18 protein-coding genes and 3 pseudogenes are annotated in these 21,700 nt (G+C 64.9%); 5 read left to right on the top strand and 16 right to left on the bottom strand.

Going from position 1 to position 21,700, the window contains the following annotated elements; translation table 11 throughout:
- Positions 1-1,245 precede the first annotated feature (1,245 nt).
- On the bottom strand, positions 1,246-1,752 hold the full coding sequence (locus AC1DZA_RS19215) for an SRPBCC family protein (RefSeq protein WP_476773954.1): 507 nt from the start codon (positions 1,750-1,752) through the stop codon (positions 1,246-1,248).
- 142 nt (positions 1,753-1,894) lie between these two features.
- Here AC1DZA_RS19215 and AC1DZA_RS19210 point away from each other — a divergent pair.
- Positions 1,895-2,032, top strand: a pseudogene (locus AC1DZA_RS19210) (IS256 family transposase); the annotation flags it as partial.
- 71 nt (positions 2,033-2,103) lie between these two features.
- On the opposite strand, the gene AC1DZA_RS19205 reads toward AC1DZA_RS19210, so the two are convergent.
- From AC1DZA_RS19205 to AC1DZA_RS19175, 7 genes and pseudogenes are all read right to left on the bottom strand, one after another.
- A complete protein-coding gene (locus AC1DZA_RS19205; protein ID WP_476773953.1) occupies positions 2,104-2,715 on the bottom strand; it encodes a DedA family protein in 612 nt (203 codons plus the stop codon).
- A gap of 1,230 nt (positions 2,716-3,945) precedes the next feature.
- Positions 3,946-4,194 carry a recombinase family protein gene (locus AC1DZA_RS19200; RefSeq protein ID WP_476773952.1) on the bottom strand — a complete coding sequence of 83 codons (249 nt, stop codon included), beginning with the start codon at positions 4,192-4,194 and terminating at the stop codon, positions 3,946-3,948.
- Positions 4,130-4,402, bottom strand: coding sequence for a recombinase family protein (locus AC1DZA_RS19195; protein ID WP_476773951.1), 273 nt, complete (start codon positions 4,400-4,402; stop codon positions 4,130-4,132). The genes AC1DZA_RS19200 and AC1DZA_RS19195 overlap by 65 nt, the downstream gene beginning before the upstream one ends.
- Positions 4,389-4,514, bottom strand: a complete 126-nt coding sequence (locus AC1DZA_RS19190; protein WP_476773950.1) for a recombinase family protein — start codon at positions 4,512-4,514, stop codon at positions 4,389-4,391. The genes AC1DZA_RS19195 and AC1DZA_RS19190 overlap by 14 nt, the downstream gene beginning before the upstream one ends.
- A gap of 1,607 nt (positions 4,515-6,121) precedes the next feature.
- Positions 6,122-6,343 carry a hypothetical protein gene (locus tag AC1DZA_RS19185; protein WP_476773949.1) on the bottom strand — a complete coding sequence of 74 codons (222 nt, stop codon included), beginning with the start codon at positions 6,341-6,343 and terminating at the stop codon, positions 6,122-6,124.
- Positions 6,344-6,860: 517 nt separating this feature from the next.
- Positions 6,861-8,090, bottom strand: a complete 1,230-nt coding sequence (locus tag AC1DZA_RS19180; RefSeq protein ID WP_476773948.1) for a peptidoglycan DD-metalloendopeptidase family protein — start codon at positions 8,088-8,090, stop codon at positions 6,861-6,863.
- A 595-nt stretch (positions 8,091-8,685) separates the two neighbouring features.
- Positions 8,686-9,733: pseudogene (locus AC1DZA_RS19175) on the bottom strand (IS256 family transposase); the annotation flags it as partial.
- A gap of 169 nt (positions 9,734-9,902) precedes the next feature.
- Between AC1DZA_RS19175 and istA (AC1DZA_RS19170) the strand changes: the two are divergent.
- The gene (gene istA / locus AC1DZA_RS19170; protein WP_476773961.1) at positions 9,903-11,531 is read left to right on the top strand and encodes an IS21 family transposase; all 1,629 of its coding nucleotides are present in this window, start codon (positions 9,903-9,905) and stop codon (positions 11,529-11,531) included.
- Between the two features lie 25 nt (positions 11,532-11,556).
- Positions 11,557-12,357: an IS21-like element helper ATPase IstB gene (gene istB, locus AC1DZA_RS19165; protein ID WP_476773947.1), complete on the top strand. Its 801-nt coding sequence runs from the start codon at positions 11,557-11,559 to the stop codon at positions 12,355-12,357.
- An 11-nt stretch (positions 12,358-12,368) separates the two neighbouring features.
- Here the strand turns inward: istB (AC1DZA_RS19165) and AC1DZA_RS19160 are convergent, their stop codons facing one another.
- The 6 genes and pseudogenes from AC1DZA_RS19160 to AC1DZA_RS19135 form a co-directional block, all read right to left on the bottom strand.
- Positions 12,369-12,935, bottom strand: a complete 567-nt coding sequence (locus AC1DZA_RS19160; RefSeq protein ID WP_476773946.1) for a MepB family protein — start codon at positions 12,933-12,935, stop codon at positions 12,369-12,371.
- Positions 12,936-13,172: 237 nt separating this feature from the next.
- Positions 13,173-13,985, bottom strand: a complete 813-nt coding sequence (istB, locus tag AC1DZA_RS19155) for an IS21-like element helper ATPase IstB (RefSeq protein WP_476773945.1) — start codon at positions 13,983-13,985, stop codon at positions 13,173-13,175.
- Positions 13,982-15,652 carry an IS21 family transposase gene (gene istA, locus AC1DZA_RS19150; RefSeq protein ID WP_476773944.1) on the bottom strand — a complete coding sequence of 557 codons (1,671 nt, stop codon included), beginning with the start codon at positions 15,650-15,652 and terminating at the stop codon, positions 13,982-13,984. The genes istB (AC1DZA_RS19155) and istA (AC1DZA_RS19150) overlap by 4 nt, the downstream gene beginning before the upstream one ends.
- 135 nt (positions 15,653-15,787) lie before the next feature.
- Positions 15,788-16,007 (bottom strand): annotated as a pseudogene (locus tag AC1DZA_RS19145) (transposase); the annotation flags it as partial.
- Positions 16,008-16,459: 452 nt separating this feature from the next.
- The gene (locus tag AC1DZA_RS19140) at positions 16,460-17,305 is read right to left on the bottom strand and encodes a hypothetical protein (protein WP_476773943.1); all 846 of its coding nucleotides are present in this window, start codon (positions 17,303-17,305) and stop codon (positions 16,460-16,462) included.
- Between the two features lie 54 nt (positions 17,306-17,359).
- Positions 17,360-19,465 (bottom strand): putative Ig domain-containing protein, encoded by a 2,106-nt coding sequence (locus AC1DZA_RS19135; protein WP_476773942.1) that lies wholly within the window; start codon positions 19,463-19,465, stop codon positions 17,360-17,362.
- Between the two features lie 865 nt (positions 19,466-20,330).
- On the opposite strand from AC1DZA_RS19135, the gene AC1DZA_RS19130 reads away from it, so the two are divergent.
- The gene (locus tag AC1DZA_RS19130; RefSeq protein ID WP_476773941.1) at positions 20,331-20,537 is read left to right on the top strand and encodes a hypothetical protein; all 207 of its coding nucleotides are present in this window, start codon (positions 20,331-20,333) and stop codon (positions 20,535-20,537) included.
- A 108-nt stretch (positions 20,538-20,645) separates the two neighbouring features.
- Here the strand turns inward: AC1DZA_RS19130 and AC1DZA_RS19125 are convergent, their stop codons facing one another.
- Entirely contained in the window at positions 20,646-20,909 is a 264-nt protein-coding gene (locus AC1DZA_RS19125) for a type II toxin-antitoxin system RelE family toxin (protein ID WP_476773940.1), read from the bottom strand.
- Positions 20,906-21,184 (bottom strand): type II toxin-antitoxin system RelB family antitoxin, encoded by a 279-nt coding sequence (gene relB, locus AC1DZA_RS19120; RefSeq protein WP_476773939.1) that lies wholly within the window; start codon positions 21,182-21,184, stop codon positions 20,906-20,908. The genes AC1DZA_RS19125 and relB overlap by 4 nt, the downstream gene beginning before the upstream one ends.
- 337 nt (positions 21,185-21,521) lie before the next feature.
- Between relB and AC1DZA_RS19115 the strand changes: the two genes are divergently transcribed.
- On the top strand, positions 21,522-21,700 hold a 179-nt coding region (locus AC1DZA_RS19115; RefSeq protein ID WP_476773960.1), incomplete at its 3' end, for a helix-turn-helix domain-containing protein.

The raw sequence follows: 21,700 nt of genomic DNA, 5'->3' as shown, positions 1-21,700 counted from the left end.
TGGAGTACACGTCCGCCCTCGCCGTTCAGGTTCAGGTGGCGGAGTCGCTCGGCGTTTCCCGGGAATCCGTGCGTCGGTGGGTGGCGCAGCATGAGGTCGACTGGGCGTCATCGCCGGGGTGACGAGCGAGGATCGTGACGAGCTGCGCCGGCTTCGAGTTGAGGTACGTCAGTTGCGGGAAATGAACTCGATCCTGCGTTCGGCGACGATCTTCTTCGCGGGGAACTCGACGCCCGCAAGCGTTGATCGTGGCGTTCGTGCACCAGATGCGTGCCTCTGGTCATGCCGTCGAGTCGATTTTGCGTGCCCTGAACGTTGCGGGGCTGAAGATCGCGGCAAGAACACTGCGGACCTGGCGATCCCAGCGGCACCGATCGCGGCGAGGATTGTGACCGACACGACGGTCGAAGACACGATCCGGGCGCTGGCATTCACGCGCCCATCGTCGGGTGAGCAGGTGCTGGCAACGGAAGGGTTGTGCGGGCGGCGGAAGAGACTCGCAGCGGTGCGCCGTGGGTTCATTCCTGACGCGGGCTTCGCGTCCGTTGACCGGGCGATGCGCTCGCTCGGCTCAGCGATGTCGTCCTCGGTCGCCGGCCCCGTACGACGATCCCGACCCCGAAAGATGCCCGCGCCCCGGACCTGCTGAACCGCGACTTCACCGCACCGGCCCCCGGATCGTGTCTAGGTCGCCGACTTCACGTATGTCCGCACGTTCCAGTCGTTCACGTACGTCGCGTTCGTCGTCGACTACTTCTCACGGGGACCGTGGGGTACACGTCAATACTGGTCGCGGCAGCGAGTTCGGCATGCCGGTTCAACTCACTACCGCGATCCGACGTCTGACTGCGTCGCAGCCGGGCTGGCGCCGATCGGAAGATCGCGGTGAGGTCATCCCGGCGCCACTCCGCCCGTGCGGAGCCCACCACGACGTACGACGAGGAATCTGGTGGTGCGTTCGACGAGCGTCGCCACGCGGACCGGTTGTTCGCGCCATCACCAAATCGCCCTCCCAATGCCCGGTTCCTCCCCACCTTGGACATGGGCCGGTCGTTCGTGGATTTGGCGATACGCACACGGGAGTGCCCGGGGACGCCGCAGCGCGCGGCCACGCGCAGCGACGCGCACACCAACTTCGGTGACGGCTCGACCACGCCACGGTAGGTTGCCCGATAGATCGACTCGTGATATAACCACCGATGCGGTCAGCCGGGAACCTGCGCCGCAACTCCAACCTGCTCGTCGTCAGTGTCCACCGCTCGGGCGACTGGGGATGGTGTGGTTGCGGTGTTCTGCGGCGTCGGCGATGTCGCGGAGGTCGCTGGCCATCATCTTCGTTGTGGCCTTCATCCCGATCGGGGCGAGCATCCGCCAGAGCTGGGCCTTGATACCGGTGGCGTCGACTGGGGCACCGGTGAATGTGAAGCTGATATGGGTCAGGTCGTCATCGATCCGATCCAGGATGAACTCGGTCAGGACCCGGGTTCCTCCACTGTCGGCTTCGACCACTGTCCGTCGTGTCGGCTCGGCAACTGTGACCCACATCTCCTCGGTGCGGGCTCTGCCAAGCATGGTTCGGGTCTCCCGCCATCTGGAGCCCACCCGGTATCCGCCTGGGGTGAGTGCTTCGATGCGGGACACCCCGGACAGCACATCCGAGAATGCGTGAATGTTCGTCAACACCGCCCACACATCCTCGACCGGCGCCCCACATTGGCAGGACAGCTCAAGGATCACAGTGTTCGGAGACATCACCCAAGTCTGCCATTACAAATACTAGAATGACGACGACGTGCCGGGCGGCGGGACCGTCGTCGTGCTGGTCGTGGGTATGGAACCACCTGCGGTGCCAGCGATGACCGGCGCTGTATGTCCTGCCTCAGCAGTTCGGGCGGCCGCGCTACTCCGACTCGCAGGACAGGTCCTGATTGAGCAGCACGACGAATGGGACGGCGCCGACCGCGAGCAATCCAAGATGCCCCTGAACATCGAAGCCAAGGAGGTCGCGATTCCCGGACTCGCTGCGGCATGATCACAGAAGCTGACCTGTACGGTGTCGAGTAACTCCACCACTCAGCGGGACGGACCCTCGCCGGGGCCGCTTCATCGGTGTGTGCGGTGTCTTCTGTTGGTGATCGTAGTGCTGATTCGGTCGATGAGGTACCCGGTGGCGGTGGCAAGGGCGATGGCGATGACGATGGCGAGGAGCTGCTGGTTGTGGAGCCATTTTCCGGCGACGACACCGATCGCGGTGTTGTAGGCGGCCCAGCTCAGTCCGGCAGCGAGCGTGAGGAGAGTGAAGCGTCGGAGGGGAAAGGCTGCGGCGCCGGCGGTCATGTTCACGGCGATCCGCCCGACTGGAATGTAACGGGCGGTGAACAGAAGTAGCGCGCTGCGCTGGTTCAGTCCGCGTTCAGCCCAGTCGAACGCTGCGGTGACACGCGCGGTCCGCATCCACCGGAACCGGGTCCTGCCGACTCGTCGGCCGATCGTGTATGCCAGCGCATCACCGGTGCTCGCCCCGGTGGACGCGGCAGCGACCAGGAGGGCGATGTTCGGGGAACCCGTGGAGCCGGCGAGGGTGGCGGTAGCGATCACGATCGCCTCGCTCGGGACAGGTGGGAAGAACCCGTCGATGACGCAGACCAGGAACACTGTGAGGTATATCCATGGCGAGGCGGCCAGGCCGGTTACGAGCTCATTCAACGTGTCCATCAAGCTTCCTAGTCGCAGATCGAGTTCGTGGCGATTAGAAGCCTTCGTGCCGGACTGGGGGATCGGCGTGGCAGGGGTTCGTCAGGAGGGGGCCTGTCCCAGTGAGGCGCTGATACAGGGCGACGGAGTCGCCGAGATCGATGCTGAAGGTGCGGCCCGTGGCAAGATCGTGGCAATTGTTCGCTGTCATGACCACCACGATCCCTGATCGGCCTGGCCGGTTCGTCCCACCCTGGGATGGTTCCATATCGTCTTCAGGACGACCACAACCGGCACTTCAGTCCTGGCTGAGACAGCCTCAGATCGCTCTGGCATGCCGGAGCTGGGCGGTGCGCAGGAGAAGGGTGGCCTCGATGATCCCAGCCCATCGGATGATTTTTCTCTTTCGTAAGCCGATGGTTGCCACGTCGATTAGTTCCCTCGTACCGGCGGGCGAGGAAACCCAGCCGCCAGCGACGGTGCAAACCCTGCGGTATGCAGTGCGAGTGATGCATCCAGCGCTGGGAGCTACGCCTGTGATGGACGCCCTGGTCGAAAGTGTGCCGCAGCTGCCCGAGGCGGATGCCGAGCGAGCTGAGGAATGCCTCACCTCCTGTCGAGAACAGTGGTCGATCTCTGCCGCGGGAGGATTCGCCGCTCTCGCTTTTCGCCACCAGATGTGTTCGTCCCGCCGTCAGGGCATCTGGATTGGGTGCGGGCGCGTGAGTGCTGCAGGAGTGCACGTAGTGCGCTGCGGTCGATTCCCGTGAGCCGGGGCAGGCGGAGACAGACGGGCCGGCCTGGTATGTGCCGAGCCGGTTGACCAGGTAGGGCCAGCGTTTGGCGAAGTCGTTGGCCAGGTAGATGGTGTGCTTTGTGGGGCTCGACACGAACGCCAAGAGGGGAGCGCACCCCACTACGCGATCGGAGCACACCGAACCGTCCTGACTTTCGGGGGACTGTCTGATTTTCGGTTCGGCCATACCCCCATCCACCGTTATCGCGGAAGTCCCGCGGAAGCCGTTTGCTGCCATGCAGACAAATATTGATACATGCAGCATTAAGTGCGGCGCGACGCACGGCGAGTCTCATCCGCGTTTCAGCGAGACGTGGCCCGCACCCGCCTTGTGTTCTGCGAGAACGGCTCCGGGGGTGGAGGGGCAAGGCGGGTGCGGTGAGCGGGGGCGTGTCGACGCATGAAGGATCCCCGCTCACCGACGAGCGTACGGCTCAGGGCGCGGATGGGGAAGATCAGACGCGACTGGTGCGTGGATCGGGGAGATCGCGTCGGATGGCGCGGTAGAGCGTGGACCGGTTAATAGCGACGCTGTCGGCGGGGAGGCCGCTGGTTTGCAGCATGTGCTGGGCCGCGGCGACCTGGACCGGGCTGAGGTTCCGCGGCCGGCCGCCGGTGCGGCCGCGGGCGCGCGCCGCTTCAAGGCCCGCGTTGGTGCGCTCCCGGATGAGGTCGCGTTCGAACTCCGCGAGCGACGCGAACACATGGAAGATGAGCCGGCCCCGGGCGTGGACGTGTCGATCTGCTCCGTGAGGGAACGGAACTCGATCCCATGCCCGCAAGGTCGTGCAACTGCTCCACGAGATGACGCAGGGACCGTCCCAGCCGGTCCAGCCGCCACGCCACGAGCGTGTCACCGGGCCGGGCGTACCCGAGCAGCTTGGTGAGCTCAGGACGCTCAGCGATCGCCACGGACCCGACCTCGACGTACCTTTGTGCAGCCAGCTGCGCGCAGTGCGTCGACCTGCAGGGCGACGTCCTGGTCGGCCGTCGAGACCCGCGCGTATCCGAGAAGCTCTGCCATGCCCTGACCGTAGCAAAACCCAACAACCCGCCCTTATTCGCAACACCGGATTCCGCCACAGGGTTTCGCACCACGATCCCTCGGCGTGTCGCGCCATCGCGACGGCCGGGGGAGTGGGTGGCTTTATCGGCCGAATACACGACCGGTCGCTCTGCGAGGCATGCCGTACGCGACTCCCGCGAGGACTGGCCGCGGGTTCGAGCACGGAGGCCGCATCGGACGGGGCATGATTGGACCAGGGGGCAGACGAGATGAGCGATACCGAAACACGCCGAGTAGTACTGAGCCGATCCCAGGACCGCCGGGTACTGCACAGAGCGGACTGCGTCACCGGCCACGCTAATGATATCTGGATATGGACCGATGATAGATCGCTGGACAATGTGCTCCACTCGATCGCCCGCCTGGACCCGAACCTCACCCTCTGCCACACCTGCGTGACCGATGTCCCCGGAGCGGCAGCAGCCGACCACTGACCCGACAGACCCGCCAAAGCCACAACCAGCCGAATTCGCGACCTGTTGAGCGGTCGACTCGGACTGGTCCGCGTCGGCATTGGTTGCCTGCCGTGCTGGTCCGCTCCCCGATGTGCGGTAATATTTCAGTAGTGCACGAATTCGGGTTGATGTGCATGACCTTGGGGGTACGAGGTCACGGGTCGTGCCGCAGGGTAACAGGCACGGCCCATTCTCATTCTCATGGAAGGTGCCGCCAGTGTCCGCTCCTCGGATGATCACCTGCACGGCAACCATCCCGACCGCAGCGATCGCCGGACTCAGCGCGGCAGTACCCTGCTCCATCTGGTGGGAAACCGCCAACCTGAACAGGACATCAGGCCGCGCCAACCTTATCGTCGTCGGGACGTTCCTCGCCCTGGTCGTAGCGTTCTGCGGCGCAGTAGCCGTGTCCACATGGCCCCCACTCAGCCGATCACGATGATCGCGTGGGGTGCTGGTGCACGAGTACATCTGAGCAGGTCCGCCGACCAGCAGGTCTTGCATTGCGGGGACTGCCGGATGGAGCCCACGAAGTTCGATTGGGTTTGGACCCGGAGCGAACAACTTGACGAGGTCCTCTGGGAGATCGCACGCGATAACCCACTCCTCGCCTGGTGCTCGACGTGCATGCCGGACCGCACACGAGCGATATGGCTCCCATGAGCCACCCCGCACCTCATGCCCAGCGAACCGCGACAGCCGCTATCGGCCGAATGCCGAGGCTGGTTGCGTTAGTTCGAAGGACGGAACACCAGTAATGCATAACACATGCCTAAGTCACGTCCTGACGATCGCCAGCGGGCTCCCCGGTACCATGAACAGATGATGGCTGCTCAAGCCGTCGGGAGTAGGAAGAGGCGGAATGGGGAGCGCTGGAGAGCGGAAGCTCCTGCCGTCGGATGAGCTTGCGCGGCACCTGCACCTCCCGCTGGACTATTCGAAAGTCCAGCGGGGCGAGCCATACCCGTACACCGAGCTCCATGACTTCCTTGCTGATCGCGGCCTGTCACTATCTCGGTCGCGCAGGTCCTACATGCTGCGCGGCGAAGTTTGGCGCGTCAGAGAAAGGACCTGCTGGACGGGATCGCAGAGTTCTTCGGCGTCCCTGGCTCATACCTCTTCGGCGGGCCATTGCCAGAGCGCCTCGAGTCCGAGTTGAAGCTGGTCATCGCAATGAAAGCCGCGAGGGTGCGAAACGTCGCTGCCCGGAATCTCGGCGATGTCGCGCCAGAAGCCCTCGATGCGATCGCGGAGGCACTTCGGAACCTGGACAGTATCAAACCCTCCGAGGACTACAAATACATGGCTGACCGAGTTGTCGCCGGCCTTCATGCAAAGGCAGATGCAGTCCCTCCTCTGCCACCGCACTAACGGCAGGGCTTCGTATCCAGGCGTGTGGGAGCTACCCGGCGACCTTATGCAAACGCAAGAAGAAGAATCGCGCGCCGCTCTGGACGCGAGATGCTAGAGGAACCTGGAGCAGCGCCCGATCCGTCTCCGCAGCCGCATTTGCCGCCAATACCAGCGAAGCGGACGTGGCGATCTGGCTCGACGCGAGATGGGACGGAACGTTACACAACGCCAGTCCCACCCCACCGGCCTCGCTGAACGCCGGCGGCATCCCGTCGACCTGCAACCACCAGGACCGCTCGTCCTGCACGAGGGACACGCCTGTTCACTCGCAGCGGCAGCAACTCCGTGGGTACTCACCCAAGAAGCCGTCCTTGCGTAGAATTCGGCGTGCACTCCCCGGTCCCAAGTGCCCAGGCCGCGGCGGATGCGCGGGGGTTACAGGACGAAACTTATGGCCCGGGAGTTCAACTGAACCCGGTGGAGCTTCACGTGCGGTTCAGCCGAAGTGGATGCCTCGGTCTGCCATGAAGGGGACAGGGTTGATGCGGGTGTTGCCGCGGTAGACCTCGAAGTGCAGGTGGCACCCAGTTGATGCACCGGTGGTACCGCTGGAGGCGATGTTCTGTCCCGCGCTGACGTGTTGGCCGGCACCTACGAAAATCCCATCGGGACGGATATGCGCGTATCCGGTAGAGATCCCGCCGCCGTGGTCCATCTTGATGAAATTCCCATACGTACCGGACCAGCCCGCGTAGCTGATCACTCCGGCGGAGGCGGCGTAGATCGGTGCCGAGCATCCCGTGCCAAGGTCGATGGCGTAGTGGTAGCCGCTCGAGCATCCGTCGCCCCCGCAGATGACGGGCCGTTCGCCGTACCAGTCGGTGACGCGTCCCGCGGCTGGCTTCGCCCAACCGGTCGCTTCGACTTCACCCGAGCCGCCACCACCACCGCCTGCGGCCGCTTCTTGCCGCCTTCGCTCCTCTTCTTCCTTCCGGATGCGTTCGCCTTCCTGATATGCCGCGGCGGTCCTCGCCTCAGTGTCCTGAAGGAACAGGAGTTGCTGGTCGAGCTCGATCTTCTTCAACTCCGATTCGGAGAGCGCGGTCTCTGCTGCTGCCTGCGCGGCCTGTGCGACAGTGAGTGCATCTTCCGCAGCGAGTCGGAGGTTCTCGCGTTCGGTGCGCGCTAGAGCGGTTTGGTCGGACAAGGAACGGGCCGTGTTTTGCGCGGTGGTGGCCTGATCGTGGAGTTGGGAGGTGCGCTCGATCATCCGCTCCGCGTGCCCGAGCCGGCCGAGCAACGCATCCGTTGCGGCGGGTTGTCCCGTACCCAGGAACAAGTCCAGTCCGACATCGCCGGTTCCGGTCCGGTGCAGCTGCGCGGCAACCTGCCCGGCCTGACGTTGCGCCGCTTGGGCTTCGACGGTAGCGGCCTCCGCCTGCGCTGCCAGCAGGCGGGTGCGGCGTGATGCTTCATCGAGCTTCTGCTGCGCCAGGATCAGCTGATCCGTGCTGAGTTCCGCCTCCGCGCGGGTCACCACTACGTTTGCCTCGAGCTGCCCAATCAGCGATACGACCTGATCAACCGCCGCGGCGGTCTCCCCGACCGACGCCTTCGCCGCCTGCACATCCGCCCACGACGGATACACCGACGCGACCGCTGCCCCCGCCGGCGAAGCGCCGAGGAGGGCGGCTACCAGAACAGCACCGCAACAGAACACCTGCACCCTGCTACGCTTACGCATCCAAACCCCGCCGCTCTTTCATGTTGTCGTCAGCTCTTGAGCCGACTCGCTATGTATTATTTGCGCTACTGATATTCAGTATGGTGAGCCGTGCTCGATCGCGTCAACAGGACGATGACGCTCTGACGCGTGGGGTGTTCATCGCGATCATCACCGCCATGGCGGCGCTCGAACCGGCCCGAACTTGAACCGCATAACATCGGCCGCAACTTCGAGTCGAGCCAGATCGACGCGCCGACCATCACTCCCGGCTTCGTTCCTAACGCGTCGTGGCGACGTACCTGGTTGACAACAGCATCTGGCAGCCTCCACCGGACTGGACTTGCCCTGGTCAACGATCACTCGCCGCGGCAACGAGGGTATCCACTGCCTTCTCGGCAACGCCGCATGCCTTCTACACCGCAAGCGCGTCCTACTAGAAACCAGGCCCGAACATCGTGCAACTCTCCGACCGCGCCACCGGAATCGCCGCCCGGGACTGCCTGAATAGATTGGGGGCAGCTCACGAAAGGGAATGAATCCCACGTTTAGGCGGGGTCGGGGGTCTGTCCGAGGTTCGGTGTAAACGGCGTTGTCCCTGGTCTCGGTTGAGTCCGGGGATGCGGTTCGCGAAGGTGAGCGCGAAGGCGTTGAGTGCGGGCTTCCACCGCACGGCCCAGCGCTGCCGGCCGCGACCGGTGGGGTCAAGGCTACGGGTCACGAGGTAGAGCGTCTTGAGCGCCGCGGCGTCGGTCGGGAAATGGCCTCGGGCTTTGATCGTCCGCCGGTACCTCGCGTTCAGCGACTCGATCGCGTTCGTCGAGCACAGCAGGGTGCGGATGTCGGTCGGGTAGTCGAGGAACGGGATGAACTCGTCCCACGCGCCCCGCCACAACCGGATCAGCGCCGGGTACTTCTGGCCCCACTGCTCCTCGAGCTGGTCCAGCGCTGCGGCGGCCGCGCCGGCGTTCACGGCCTGGTAGATTGGCTTCAGGTCCTGTTTGAGGCGGTCCCAGTGCTGTCGGGGCACGTACTTGAAGCTGTTCCGCAGCAGATGCACGATGCAGGTCTGCATGATCGCTTCCGGCCACACGTGCTCGACCGACGTGGGCAGGCCCTTCAGCCCGTCGCAGACCAGGAAGAAGACGTCCGTCACGCCACGCAACTTCAGGTCCGTGAGCACGGCCAGCCAGAACTTCGAGGACTCACCGTGGCGCAGGCCCAAGGGAAATACGTGACCGACGACACTCACCGCCATCGTCACCGACCCACAATCCGAGGACGTCCTTGCGGCCATCTAGGTCCACTCCGATCGCGGCGTAGAACGGCCGGTTCGCGACCTGCCCATCCCGCACCTTCACCACCAGCGCATCGATGAAGATCGCGGCGTACACCGACTCGAGCGACCGGGTGAACCAGGACTGCATTTCCTCGGTGACCTTGTCCGTGATCCGGCTGACCGTGTCACGGGACGCCGACGCCCCGTAGATCTCCTCGAAATGCGCACTCACTTCGCCGGTCGTGAGTCCCCGCGCGGTCAGCGAGAGGATGATCTCGTCGACCTGCCCGAGCCGGCGCTGATGCTTGCGGACGATCACGGGCTCGAACGTGCCATCCCGATCCCTGGGGATCTCAATCGTGACCGGTTGTCCCTGTCAAGCTGATGCGGCTGGTTTCGTGCGTGAGTTCGGACAGCGTTTGTTCCTGAGTTTCGACAGCACCGCTGTTTCGGCGAAGTTGATGTAACTGAGTCTCGACAGCACCAGTGTGTGGGACGAGAATGGCTGGGTCTGCTGCGTATCCAGCGGGTTGCTCATGTCGTCGAGATCTCGGGTCGAACTCATTGCGGCCATCCGTCGTGATAGTCGGTCTGGCATGCCGATGCGTGCGCTGGAACGCAAGTACGGTGTCGGGTATCGCACGGTCAGGGCAGCCTTGGACTCGGCCTGGCCTGCACCTCGACGCCCGCTCCCGAAGCGCCGGTCGGTACTGGATCCGTTCAAACCGATTATTGATGCGTGGTTGCTGGCAGATCTGGACGCGCCGCGGAAGCAACGACATACCGCGAAGCGGATCAGCGACCGGCTGATCGCGGAACATGATGCGGATGTGTCGTACCAAGTCGTGCGCGCGTACGTGGCCCAACGCAGGCCCGAGATCCTGGTCGAGGCAGGCCGGGCACCGTCGCCGGCATTCATCCGGCAAACCCATCTGCCTGGCGCGGAAGCCGAGGTCGACTTCGGCGACGTGACCATCGAGCTGGCCGGCCAGCTCGTGGTGTGCACCTTGTTCTCGTTCCGGCTGTCGTACTCGGGCAAAGCGGTGCACCGAGTGTTCGCGTCCGGCGGTCAGGAAGCGTTCTTGGAAGGCCACGTGCACGCCCTCAGTGTCCTCGGCGGTGTCCCATCCGGCAAGGTCCGCTACGACAATTTGAAAGCCGCCGTGGCGCAGGTGCTGGGGCTGAGCCGTCAACGGGTGGAGACCGACCGCTGGGTCGCATTCCGGTCGCACTACAGCCTGGACACCTTCTATTGCCAGCCTGGTCTTGGCGGGGCGCACGAGAAAGGCGGAGTCGAGGGCGACATCGGCTGGTTCCGCCGCAATCATCTGGTCCCGGTCCCGCAAGTGCGCTCCCTGGTGGAGCTGAACGAACTCGTCGACGAGTGGGACGCCGCCGATGAAGGCCGCAGGATCGGCAGCCGGGCCCGGACCGTGGGCGAACTCTTCGCCGCCGAGCAGCCCCTCCTGCTCCCTTTGCCCGAGGACGTGTTCGAGACCGGACGGTGGTTCACCCCGCGGGTGGACCGGTACTCGCAGGTCAGTGTCCGGATGAATCGGTACTCGGTCCCGGTCCGGTTCATCGGTAGGCGCGTCCGGGTGCTATTGCGCGCGTCGGATCTGCTCGTGTACGACGGGCAGACCGAGATTGCCCGGCATGAACGCCTGACCACGAAATCGACATCCAGGCTCGAGCTTGACCATTATCTGGAGGCGCTGGTTCGAAAGCCGGGCGCGTTGGCTGGGGCGACGGCACTGGACCAGGCCCGCAAGGACGGGAAGTTCACGGCTGCCCACGACGCGTGGTGGGCGGCGACGCGTCGAGCGCACGGTGATGCGTCAGGCACAAGAGCGCTGATCGACGTTCTGCTGTTGCACCGACACATGGCCCACGAACACGTCATCGCGGGCCTGACTGCGGCACTACAAGCGGGTGCATTGACCGCTGACGCGGTCGCGTTGGAAGCCCGACGCGCCGCGGAACAGGAAGCACCCGTCCTGGCATCCGGCGAACCCGTGATGAGGACGAGTCGCCCACCTGTCGTCGTGTCACTGGCGGCTGCCCGGATCGCACGGCTCCCGGCCGATACCCGGCCGTTGCCCGATATCGGCAAGTACGACGAACTGCTCCCTAGCCGTCGCCGCAGCCGCACGAGTGAACCCTGAACCCACCGCACGGATCGAGAGGAACATGGCCCAGCAAACCGCCACCCAACCCGCCCCGGTACGCAAGCGGCATGGCATCACCGAGGAAGCCGCCGACGCCGCGATCGATCAATCCTGCCGGATGCTGCGACTGCCCACGATCCGCGCCCGGTTCACCGACACCGCCGAAACGGCCGCACGCGAGCAGATGTCCTACCGGGCGTTCCTGGCCGATCTGCTCCTTGCTGAGTGCGAGGATCGCGCGCGCCGTCGATCCGAGCGCCGCATCAAGGCTGCCGCGTTCCCGAGACAGAAGTCCCTTCGTGAGTTCGACTACACCGCGAACCCGAACGTGGACCCGGCCGTGATCAACACCCTCGCCACCAGCGACTGGGTCAGGAGAGGTCACCCCTTGTGCCTGATCGGCGATTCCGGGACTGGGAAGAGCCATCTGCTCATCGCGCTCGGCACGGAAGCAGCGATGGCCGGCTATCGGGTGAAATATACCCTCGCGACGAAGCTCGCCAACGAACTAGCGGAAGCCGCGGACGAACTGATCCTGTCCAAGACCATCGCCCGGTATGGACGATTCGATCTGCTCTGCATTGACGAGCTCGGGTACATGCAACTCGATCGCCGCGGCGCCGAGCTCCTCTTCCAAGTCCTCACTGAGCGTGAAGAACGTGCGTCCGTCGCGATCGCGTCCAACGAATCCTTCAGTGGATGGACCAAGACCTTCACCGAACCGCTGCTGTGCACCGCGATCGTGGATCGGCTCACGTTCAACGGCACCATCATCGAGACCGGAACTGACTCCTACCGACTCGCCCACACCCGTGCAGGGTAGGATCGCTGTCGCTAGGCAGCGCTGAAGAGGCGGTGGGCTTGCACAGCATCGACTGGCTGGGTGAGGTGGAGGAAGAAGTCGCTCTGCCAGCGCTGGGTGCGTTGAGCCTGCGGGTTCGTCGTCATCGACCATGCCGGGTACAACCGGAACCCGCGCTTCCCGCCGGCCCCGGCCGTTGAGACGATTCCATGTTCAATCAGCGCAGCCTTCGGGAACACGAACTGCCCGAAATTGAACCCTTCACGGACTGTGATGACGAGCAGATCAACATCGTCCTCAGCAGGGAACGGCTCCGTTGATCCGCCTGGTGCACGTCGCCAGACGGCAACGAATGCACCAACCTTGCGGGGAGTTAGTTTTCCGACCCGGTAGCGCACCTTCGCGGAACCAACCAGCGCAACGGCGGCACCGTACTCGGCGTTGTCCACCTCGAGCAGCGTGGTCCCATCGCTCGGCCCGACACCAAACGGTTCGAGGAGCCCACGAGCCTCAACAACGTCGGCGTGTAGCAAGCTGTCCGGCACGACCTGCGGTGCAACATGCTTGGACGGCGAGGCATCCCCGAACACAGAACTCACACCGAGCAGCCTACGCATCAGCAGCCGTCACGCTGTCGGGATTCCAGCAAGTGGCCCGGCGGGACCGCGTTCGGTGACATACTCACACCCGTCGAGCGACGCCACGTGCTGTCGAAACTCAGCAACATTTCCGGCGCAAATGCCCTCAAGCGGTCTCAGAACTCAGTAACAAACGCTGTCGAAACTCACTAACAAAATCATGCGGCCCAGGTTTGTCGCTCTGTTCCGGCCCAACTGTTAGCTGGCGATGGCTTCTGCTTTGGTGTGGTTGAGGCGGTAGGAGTCGGTGCCGGTTTCGATGATCGTGGCTTTGAAGGTGAGCCGGTCCACGATCGCCCCGCATAGGCGCGGGTCGGTGAAGGTGCGGGTCCATTCGCCGAAGGCTTGGTTCGACGCGATCGCGATGGAGTTCTGTTCCTCGCGTTCGGTGAGGACCTGGAAAAGGAGCTCCGATCCGCGCTTGTCGAGTTCCATGTAGCCGAGCTCGTCGACGATGAGGAGACCTACGCGGCCGTATCGGTTGATCGTGCGGATGAGTTGCTTCTCGTCGGCGGCTTCAACAAGCTCGTTCACGAGCCTGGTCGCCAGCGTGTACCGGACTCGGAAGCCTTTCTCCGCTGCTGCGGTGCCCAGCCCGATCAGCAAGTGTGACTTCCCGGTGCCGGAGTCTCCGATGAGGCAGAGCGGGTCACCACGGCGTACCCATTCGGCGGCAGCGAGGGTATTGATGGTGGCGGGGTTGATGTTCGGGTTCGCGGTGAAGTCGAAGTCCTCGACGAACTTCTGGCGGGGAAACCCGGCGTTCTTGACTCGCATCAGGGTCGACCGCCGGTCCCGGTCATCGACCTCGGCCAAGAGGAGTTCGGCGAGCAGACCACGGTAGGTCATCTGCTCACGACTTGCGTTCTGTAGGGCTTCATCCATGACAGCTCGCATCGTGGGTAGTCGCAGCCGGCGGCAGGCCGCGTCGATCGCAGCGGCCGCGGCTTCCTCGGTCAGGCCGCGCCGGCGGCGCAGGGTCGGGTTCACGTTCGTGATGGTCGGGCTCATGCTTGGTGTGCTCCTTCAGCTTGTGGTGGTTCTTCTGCCGCGTGTTTGGCGGCACGTTTGGGAAGTAGCTGGTCGTACCGCTCCATTGATGGGACCGGCCGATGGTCGTGCGGAAGCCCAGCGATGATCGCAGCCGGATCCATCAGGCGTCGCGGCGTCAACGACACCACTCGGGGCAGCTTCTCCTTCGGTGCCGCGGCGGCCGGTGGCGTGGTTGCGAGTCGGGTCGCAGCACGACGGGCTTGGATGGTGACCACGTCAGCGAGCACAGAGCCGACCCCGAGTGCTTCACGGATGCCGGCGAGCACCGCTTCTGCAGGAAATATCCGGTGGAGCAAGAGCACGTCGATGAGTTCTCTGGTGCCGGCAGCATCACCATTGACGCGGCGGGATGCCTGCCAGAAGGCCTCGTGCTCGGCAGTGAACACGCCCGCGTCACGTGCCCGCGCCAGCGCGGTGGAACCAGCTAATGCGCCGGGCTTGTACTTCAGGACCTCGAGGTAGTGATCCAGCACAACCGATTGGCCGTTGCGGATCGCGAGCCGCTCGTGCCGGGCAACAAGCTCACGCCCATCGAAGATGAGAACCTCCGATGCGCGGAGGATTGCTCTGACGTTCCGGCCGATCAGACGGGCTGGTACGGAGTACTTCGCCTGCCGGATCGTGACCAGCGCGGAATGATCCACTCGGGGTGACAGCACCAGCCCGGGCTCGAACCGATCGAACGGCAACGGTGCCAACAGTTCCCGCTCGGCTGCCCAGTCTTGCCCGACGGTGGTCAGCTTCGACGAAATCCGTCGCTTCTCATCCCGGAGATCCCATTCCCGGATCTTCGCGTTCAACTCATCCAGCGAGTCGGCTTTCGGGACCGGGGACAACCAAGTGCGGCGGAACCTGCCCACTTCCCCCTCTACGCCACCCTTCTCGTGAGCGCCGGCGATACCGGGCTCGCAGTAGAACGCGTCGAACCCATAGTGCGAGCGGAAGAGCACCCACCGGTCGTTCTCCTCGCGCCGTCGTGACGGACCGAGTACCTTCTTCACCGCCTGACCCAGGTTGTCGTACTTGATCTGCATCACGGGTACCCCGCCGAGTTCCTCGAACGCAGCGACGTGGCCTTCCAGGAACGCTTCCTGCGACAGCGTCGGATACAGGCGGTGGACCGCCTTCCCAGAAAAGGAGAGCCGGAACACGAACAAGTACGCCTTCGTCCGCACCCCGGCCAGGTCCACCCACACCTCACCGAAATCGACTTCCGCCTCAGCACCCGGCCGATGCTCCTGCGGCACCATCGCGACGTCGAGCCGGACACCCGCTTCCGCAGCGATCTGTGGCCGCCGCATCCGCACATAATCACGTACGGTCGGGTACCCGACCTGCGCGTCGTGCTCGTCCAGCAACCGGTTCCAGATCCGCGTCGCGGTCTGCCGTTGCTTCCGTGGTGCGGCCAGATCCTCCCGCAGCATCGCGTCGATCCGGCCCCTGACCGCGTGCAGCTTCGGCGCTTGACGCACCGGCGTCTTCCGCGGCGGTGGCTCCGCGCCATCCAACGCCTGCCTGACCTTGCGCCGGTGCACACGAAACCGCTGCGCGAGCTGGTTGATTGACAACCCCTCAACCCGAGCTGCGCGACGGATCTCCGCGAACTCGTCCACCCTCGACCTCACAGACCCCTCCTCGCTCAACAACGAACGAGGAAACGCTCAGCCCTGGGCCAGATCAGAACGACACGACACCCCGACAGCCACCAAGTTGGGCCACTTCAAAGCGACAAGCCTGAGCCACACCAGACTGACAAAGACAACCGGTCCGACCGCGTCGGTGATCACCGTCTTCGGGCGGGTGCCGTTGCGTGAGTTCCCGGCGTTGGCCCACCGGGTCGTGCCGGTCATAGCCGAGATGCTCAGCGAGCTCCTCATCCAACGCGGTCTCGAGCACCGACCGGGTCAGCGCCCGCATCAGCCCCGGCGCGGACATCGACGCCCCTTGCTCACGTGCTTGCCGGACCAGATCGCTGGCCAGCTCGAGCACCTCAGCCGTCGAGCCGGTGTCTTTCTATTGCTGTGTTCACAGCACCCATCGTGTCGGTCATCATGACCCTCCCCGCGGACGCCAACCAGGATCAGCGCGTCAGGCCGTTTACACCGAAAATCAGACAGGCCCGGGGTCGGCGGAGGGGGTCTGAGTTTCCCGGGTTTGGGTTGGCGGTGTCAGCGCTCGTGAGAATTGGGGTGGTCAGGCTGGTGTTGTCGGGCGTTGCGCCCGCGATGCTTTCGAATGGCGCGTTGCGTGAGCTGACGGGCATTCAGAAGGCAACGAGGGCGGGATTCGAGAACGGGGTAGCTACCACTGGGGTCTCGCCCTTCGTCAGGCCCGGCTGGCAACTGGGGTCGACCGGGACAGATCGGTACCGAGCGTGGCCGTGTGCGGGTGCTCAGGAGTCCGCCGTCGCGTTCGCGGGGGTGGTGACGTCGTTATGGGGTGGTGCGGGTCCATGTGGAAACCGCGTCGCGGGTGAGTTCGGTGCGGGCTTCGGGGTCGAAGCGTGCGAGGGCGGCGAGGGTTTCGGGGCCGATCGGGGTGTGGTGGCAGAGCAGGGCGTGGAAGAACTCGACCGGGAGTTGCGTGTGGGTCAGGAATCGGGGGAGGTGCGCGGCGATGTGGTTGCGGAGTATCTGCTGGTAGATCGCGTCGAACTGTTCCGATCGGATCCGGAGCGCGTCGTTGACCCGAGCTGACGCTGTGGTGAGGGGTCTGACGATGAACGCCAGGGCGACCGTCAATCCGCCGCCGATGACCCACCACCACCAGTGTGCTGGGTTGAAGCCGATCATCACTGCGATCGTTGTCGCTGCGACTCCGGCCCATCGCAGGGTGATCTTCCCGAGTTGCCGGGCGAGGGCGTGCCGTCCGAGCTTGGACACCACTCGGATGGCGTCCGCGGGTGGGGGTGGGGGTGGGGGGACGCAGTCGTGCGGCTCGAGCCGTCGCCGGGGGGATGGCCGGTACCGTGGGGCGGGGATGCGTGCGGCCCGCAGGCGGGAGGTGATTGCGTGCTCGGTCTGAGGGTCATGGTGGATCGCGGTCAGGTACCTCGGGTCGACGCCGTAGGCGGCCGCGACCAGTTCGAGGACCGCATCGGGAGCGACCCGGATCGGCTTTTGGCTGGAGATGTTCTGTTGCGGGGACCTGAGCTCGCTTACCAGTCCTCGCACGGCATACGCGCGCGCTGAGGTCCGATCGTTGCCGTCCAGGCAGACTCGCAGCCGAACCAGCCGGAACATCAGTTCGATATCGGGATCCCGCAGCCCGGTGTGCATGGTTCTGTCTCCTCGTTGCCCACTCAGTGGCCGGGTGGGTGTGGCTCTCGTTCCTCACCGGTTGCGGGGTCGGCTCAACGGGATCCGGGTGGCGAGTAGGAGGCCGGCTCCGGCGAACACCAGGGTCGCGACCGCGACCAGCCAGGCGGGTGTGTCCATGCCGGTTTCGGCGAGAGATGACGTCGTGCTGGTGCTGGGGGTCGTGGTTGGGGTGCGGTCCGCGGGTGCCGCCGGGCTGGGAGGTGCGGTGGCGTCCGTTGCGGCAATGACGGTGAACTCGACCGTCGTCGTGCCGGCGCGCTCGGCGGCGACTTCGAGGATGTGGGTGCCGTGGGGCAGATCGTTTGGGATGGTGAATTCGTAGGTGATGCGGCCTTCGGCGGTTGCGGTTGCTGTTCCGACGGCCGTATCGGTGGTGGTGATCGTAAGGGTGGCCTGTTCATTGGGCGAGAACCCGTGGCCGATAACTGTCTGCGTCTGACCGGCGCGGACGGCTTCGTGGAGGACCGTTGCGCGGATGGCGGCGGCGGGCGTGATGGTGATCGCTGTCAGCTGCTCCGACGTGTCGTGGCCGTCGTCGGCGGTCACCGTGAATGGGAAGGTCCCGTCTTCGGTCGGGGTGCCGGTGATTCGTCCGGTGTTGGAGAGGGTGAGCCCGTTCGGCAGTGCCCCGCTGGTGATCGTCGTGGTCGGGACTGAGCGCTGGCGGAGCGTGAACTGGTACTCGTAAGGGGTGCCGACGACGGCTGCGTGCGGTGTCCCGCTGATCAGTGGCGCATCGGTGATGAGGATGAGGATGTCGTGGGTTGCGTCCGGGGTGGTGCCGTTCGATGCCGTGAGGGTGGTCAGGAATGTTCCGGCCATCGTGGGGGTTCCGGCCAGCCGCCCGGTCGAGGTCAGGGACAGCCCCGGTGGCAACTCGCCTGCGGTGACGGTCACGGTCGGTGCCGGGCGCCCGCCGAGGGTGAACTGGAAATCATATGGGTCGTGCACGGTGCCGGTGGCGGGCGTGCCGCTGATCGTTGGCGGCAGGACTCCTGGGGCCGGGTCGGTGACCGTGATGCTGGTTTCCAGGGTGGCATCAGGGCTGGTGCCGTTCGCAGCTGTCACGGAGATCGGGAACACGCCGGCCGTGGTGGTGTGTCCTGACAGGTGTCCTGTGGGCGAAAGTTCGAGTCCCGGCGGGAGAGTTCCGGCGGCCAACGTGACGGTGGGTGGCGGGTTGCCGGTGCTCTGGAAGGTGAACGCGTAAGCGTCGCCGATTGAGCCGGGCATTGGGGTTCCGGTGATGGTCGGGGCGGTGGTCGTGGGTGCTCCGAACCAGGTGGTGTAGAACCGCGAGAAGTTTCGGTTACCGTATGCGGAGCAGTGGTCGCCGGTCCCGTTCATGTTCGCCAGCGCGGCCGCGTTGGGCTGGTACGGCGTGTAGTAGTACAGCGCGGCGGTGGCCGCGTTCTGGACCAGGACTGGGGCCGACCTGCATGATTCGTTCGGGTGGAAGAGGATCGGATTGGGCTGGCCGACCTTCAACCACGTGAACGAACCGCCGGGGTTGCCGTACCAGGTCAGTTGGCGGGCGGCGGCGAACACCTGGTTGAAGAACCCGTGGTAGGTCGAGTCGCAGTCAGCGTTGTCGGGGCACCCGTACCCCATCGCCTTCTGGAGCACCGCAGGAGACGGCGCCGGGTTGGTCAGCAGTGATTGTTCCTTCTGCAGGGTGACCAGGATGACCTTCGCGCTCAACCCGCACGCTTCCTGGGTCTTGAAGATGATCCGCGCCGCCGTCTCGCCAGCGGCACCCGGATACGTCGCACAGGTTCCGAAGCTCCACGTCCGCGTGGGCGTGTCCTGCACATAGTCCGCGAGGCAGTACGCATTCGAGCATGAGCCGACCATGGCCTGTAGGAACGACTGAATCTCCGCCTCACTCATCGCGGACCGGTGGTAGAAGTCCGCGTCAGAGATCAGGTTCCCGGCATCGAACGCCGCGCGGGACGTCGTCGTTGTTGAGGAGTCTTCCGGGACGCCCGGTCCAGTGTCAGCGGCGGCCATCTCAGACTGGAGTGCAAGGTGAGCCTGATACAAGTCGGCCTCGCCGACGGTGTCGTCGCCGGATCCACTGGAACCGGCCGCAGCGGCCGTGCCGTGCGGAGCGGGCATCGCGGCAGCCGGCACAAGCGGCAATCCAGTCAGCACCACGGAGGCGGCCGCGATGCCAACGAGGACCACACACAACCGCGCGGTTCTCTGACGACCCCAGAGAGCGACCCCATTACCCGAACGACCAGCTCTGTACATCGCAACCCCATCCCTCCAAGCGGGGGAGGAAGTCCCGCACCTGCACCGATCAACATATCAGGGACTGAAATACTCGACCCACGATCGACTCCACCGTGTAGTTGGACACCGCCGTGCTCGAAGGGCCACTACGTCTGGGTCCAGGAGATCCACGCCGCCGACCAGAGCCCCTTGGTCCAGACCGTCCTGCCTGCCGATTATCGGTTCGTGGACCGGTTCGGGCAGGTCGTGGAAACCTCGATCGTGCCGTCCAGGATCCGGTTCACGTCGGACGTGGTCCACGACCAGCTCCCGATCGGCGGGACCCCCGCCGACGAACTCCACCCCTCCGTGTCCGGCGGGGCGTGGCTGCGCGACCGCAACGGTGACCGGATCCCGGCGGTGCTGACCGGGTTCGTCCGACACGTCCCGGTCGGGGTGCCCGTGGTCGTCGGCGACGACCCCAGCCCGAAGCCGTCCACATGCGGCTCACCGACCTGGCCGCGACAATGTCCGGCCCGATCCACCCCGGCGACCAGCCCGGCAGTGAGAACGTGCCTCGACTCGAGATCTCGACGACATACCAACCCGCTGACCGTGCAGCGAACGCAGCCATTCTCGTCCCAGCGTCAAGTGCTGTCGAGAGTCAGCAACATCAACTTGCCAAGATCAGCGGTGCTCGAAACACGGCTACAAACGCTCTCGGAACTCACCGACAGAACCACCATGGGCGTCGAGAGGAGAAGGGATGGGTGTCTCGTTGCTACCCGGGACGAAGGCAAGCGGCACCGTGCTGGTACGGGCGCCGACACCAGATCGACGACTCCTGGCATTCGTCTGGTTCTTGGTGTTCCTTGGCGCGTTCAGCGTGATGGTCACCCTGTTCGCTGCGGTGGCGATCCTGCCCGGCGCCGCGTTACTCGCCGGCGCACTCGTCGAACTTCGAGCCAACTGAGCCAGGCAACACCACCAAACCCGCACCGAGACCAACCGGAAAGCTCCGGAAGCGGCGCGCCAACGCCTCTTGATCTGCCATGGAGCAGTGCGGGTGCCTAGCGGAGGATCAGTCGTAGACGTCGCTGCGGTGATCGGCATCGAGTGCGACGATGTTCAGCGTGTCACGCTGAACGTCGACGATCACCCGGTAGTCCCCGACCCGGAGCCTCCACAGTCCGACGAGCTCGTGCAGCATCGGCTTGAGACGCACCGTCGGGTCCTCCAGTTCGGCCAGCTCATACAGGGCCACCAAAACACGGCGCGCGACCGGACGATCGAACTTCTTGATGGCTTTAGCGAACCGAGGAGTCTGGGTCAGCCGATAGCTCATCGGCGCTGAGCGCGGGATCGAGCTTCAGCACGCAGCTCGTCAGCATCGAAGCCGAGTTCAGCGGCCACTTCATCAAGCGAGCCGGCAACCAGGTCGCCACGGCGGACCGCCTCAACCTCCGCGCGCAGCGCGTAGGCATACTCGAGCTGATCCAAATGCTCAGCCAACGCCTCGCGCACGTAGAACGCCGCAGGCCGCCCAGTGGACGCCGCAAGGGCATCGAGCCGGGCCTTGATATCGTCCGGTAGCCGGACACTGAGCACGCCTGTAGACATGTCTACATTCTCGCACAGATCAGGCCGCGGCCTGCCGATGCGCCGGCGTCGTCTTGACGGGTGTGCACCTGTCAACCACGGACCGGACCACACCATCGCCTGACCGGGGCGGTGGGCCGTGCACAGGGATGTTCGGGTCACGGTCGGACCCTGGCCATGCGTGGGAGTTCCGGTTGTGCCCGCTGGGTGCGGGCCAGCCCGGAGGAAGGGCTGGGCCGTGCACTTTGGGTGCAATCGCTGCACCCGACAGGTAGCGGAAGACCACGGTGTCGGTGCTCCCTGAAGAATGACCCTCTGGTGCCGCGCGAATCTTGACCCCCTCGGCAACGCTTGAAGGGTGATTGCTGTGGAAGATTGGGCAGAAATTCGTCGGCTGAATCGTTCCGAGGGTTTGCCGATCAAAGAGATCGTCAGGCGGCTCGGGGTGTCTCGGAACACGGTTCGAGCGGCGTTGCGGTCGGATCGGCCGCCGACGTATGAGCGGGAGCCCCGCTCGACCTTCGCTGATGCCGTTGA

This window comes from Agromyces sp. P2_B3 (assembly GCF_056404815.1).
Note: the sequence above shows the minus strand (reverse complement) of the source record. Positions and strands in the feature narration are given on the sequence as shown.

Coding starts and splice junctions, on each gene's coding strand:
- AC1DZA_RS19130 (WP_476773941.1), top strand. CDS start 20,331: ATGGGTGTCTCGTTGCTACCCGGGACGAAGGCAAGCGGCACCGTGCTG.
- AC1DZA_RS19190 (WP_476773950.1), bottom strand. CDS start 4,514: ATGGCAGAGCTTCTCGGATACGCGCGGGTCTCGACGGCCGACCAGGAC.
- AC1DZA_RS19215 (WP_476773954.1), bottom strand. CDS start 1,752: ATGTCTCCGAACACTGTGATCCTTGAGCTGTCCTGCCAATGTGGGGCG.
- AC1DZA_RS19140 (WP_476773943.1), bottom strand. CDS start 17,305: ATGCACACCGGGCTGCGGGATCCCGATATCGAACTGATGTTCCGGCTG.
- istB (WP_476773945.1), bottom strand. CDS start 13,985: ATGAGCCCGACCATCACGAACGTGAACCCGACCCTGCGCCGCCGGCGC.
- AC1DZA_RS19135 (WP_476773942.1), bottom strand. CDS start 19,465: ATGCCCGCTCCGCACGGCACGGCCGCTGCGGCCGGTTCCAGTGGATCC.
- AC1DZA_RS19125 (WP_476773940.1), bottom strand. CDS start 20,909: ATGAGCTATCGGCTGACCCAGACTCCTCGGTTCGCTAAAGCCATCAAG.
- AC1DZA_RS19185 (WP_476773949.1), bottom strand. CDS start 6,343: ATGAAGGCCGGCGACAACTCGGTCAGCCATGTATTTGTAGTCCTCGGA.
- relB (WP_476773939.1), bottom strand. CDS start 21,184: ATGTCTACAGGCGTGCTCAGTGTCCGGCTACCGGACGATATCAAGGCC.
- AC1DZA_RS19205 (WP_476773953.1), bottom strand. CDS start 2,715: ATGGACACGTTGAATGAGCTCGTAACCGGCCTGGCCGCCTCGCCATGG.
- istA (WP_476773961.1), top strand. CDS start 9,903: ATGTCGTCGAGATCTCGGGTCGAACTCATTGCGGCCATCCGTCGTGAT.
- istB (WP_476773947.1), top strand. CDS start 11,557: ATGGCCCAGCAAACCGCCACCCAACCCGCCCCGGTACGCAAGCGGCAT.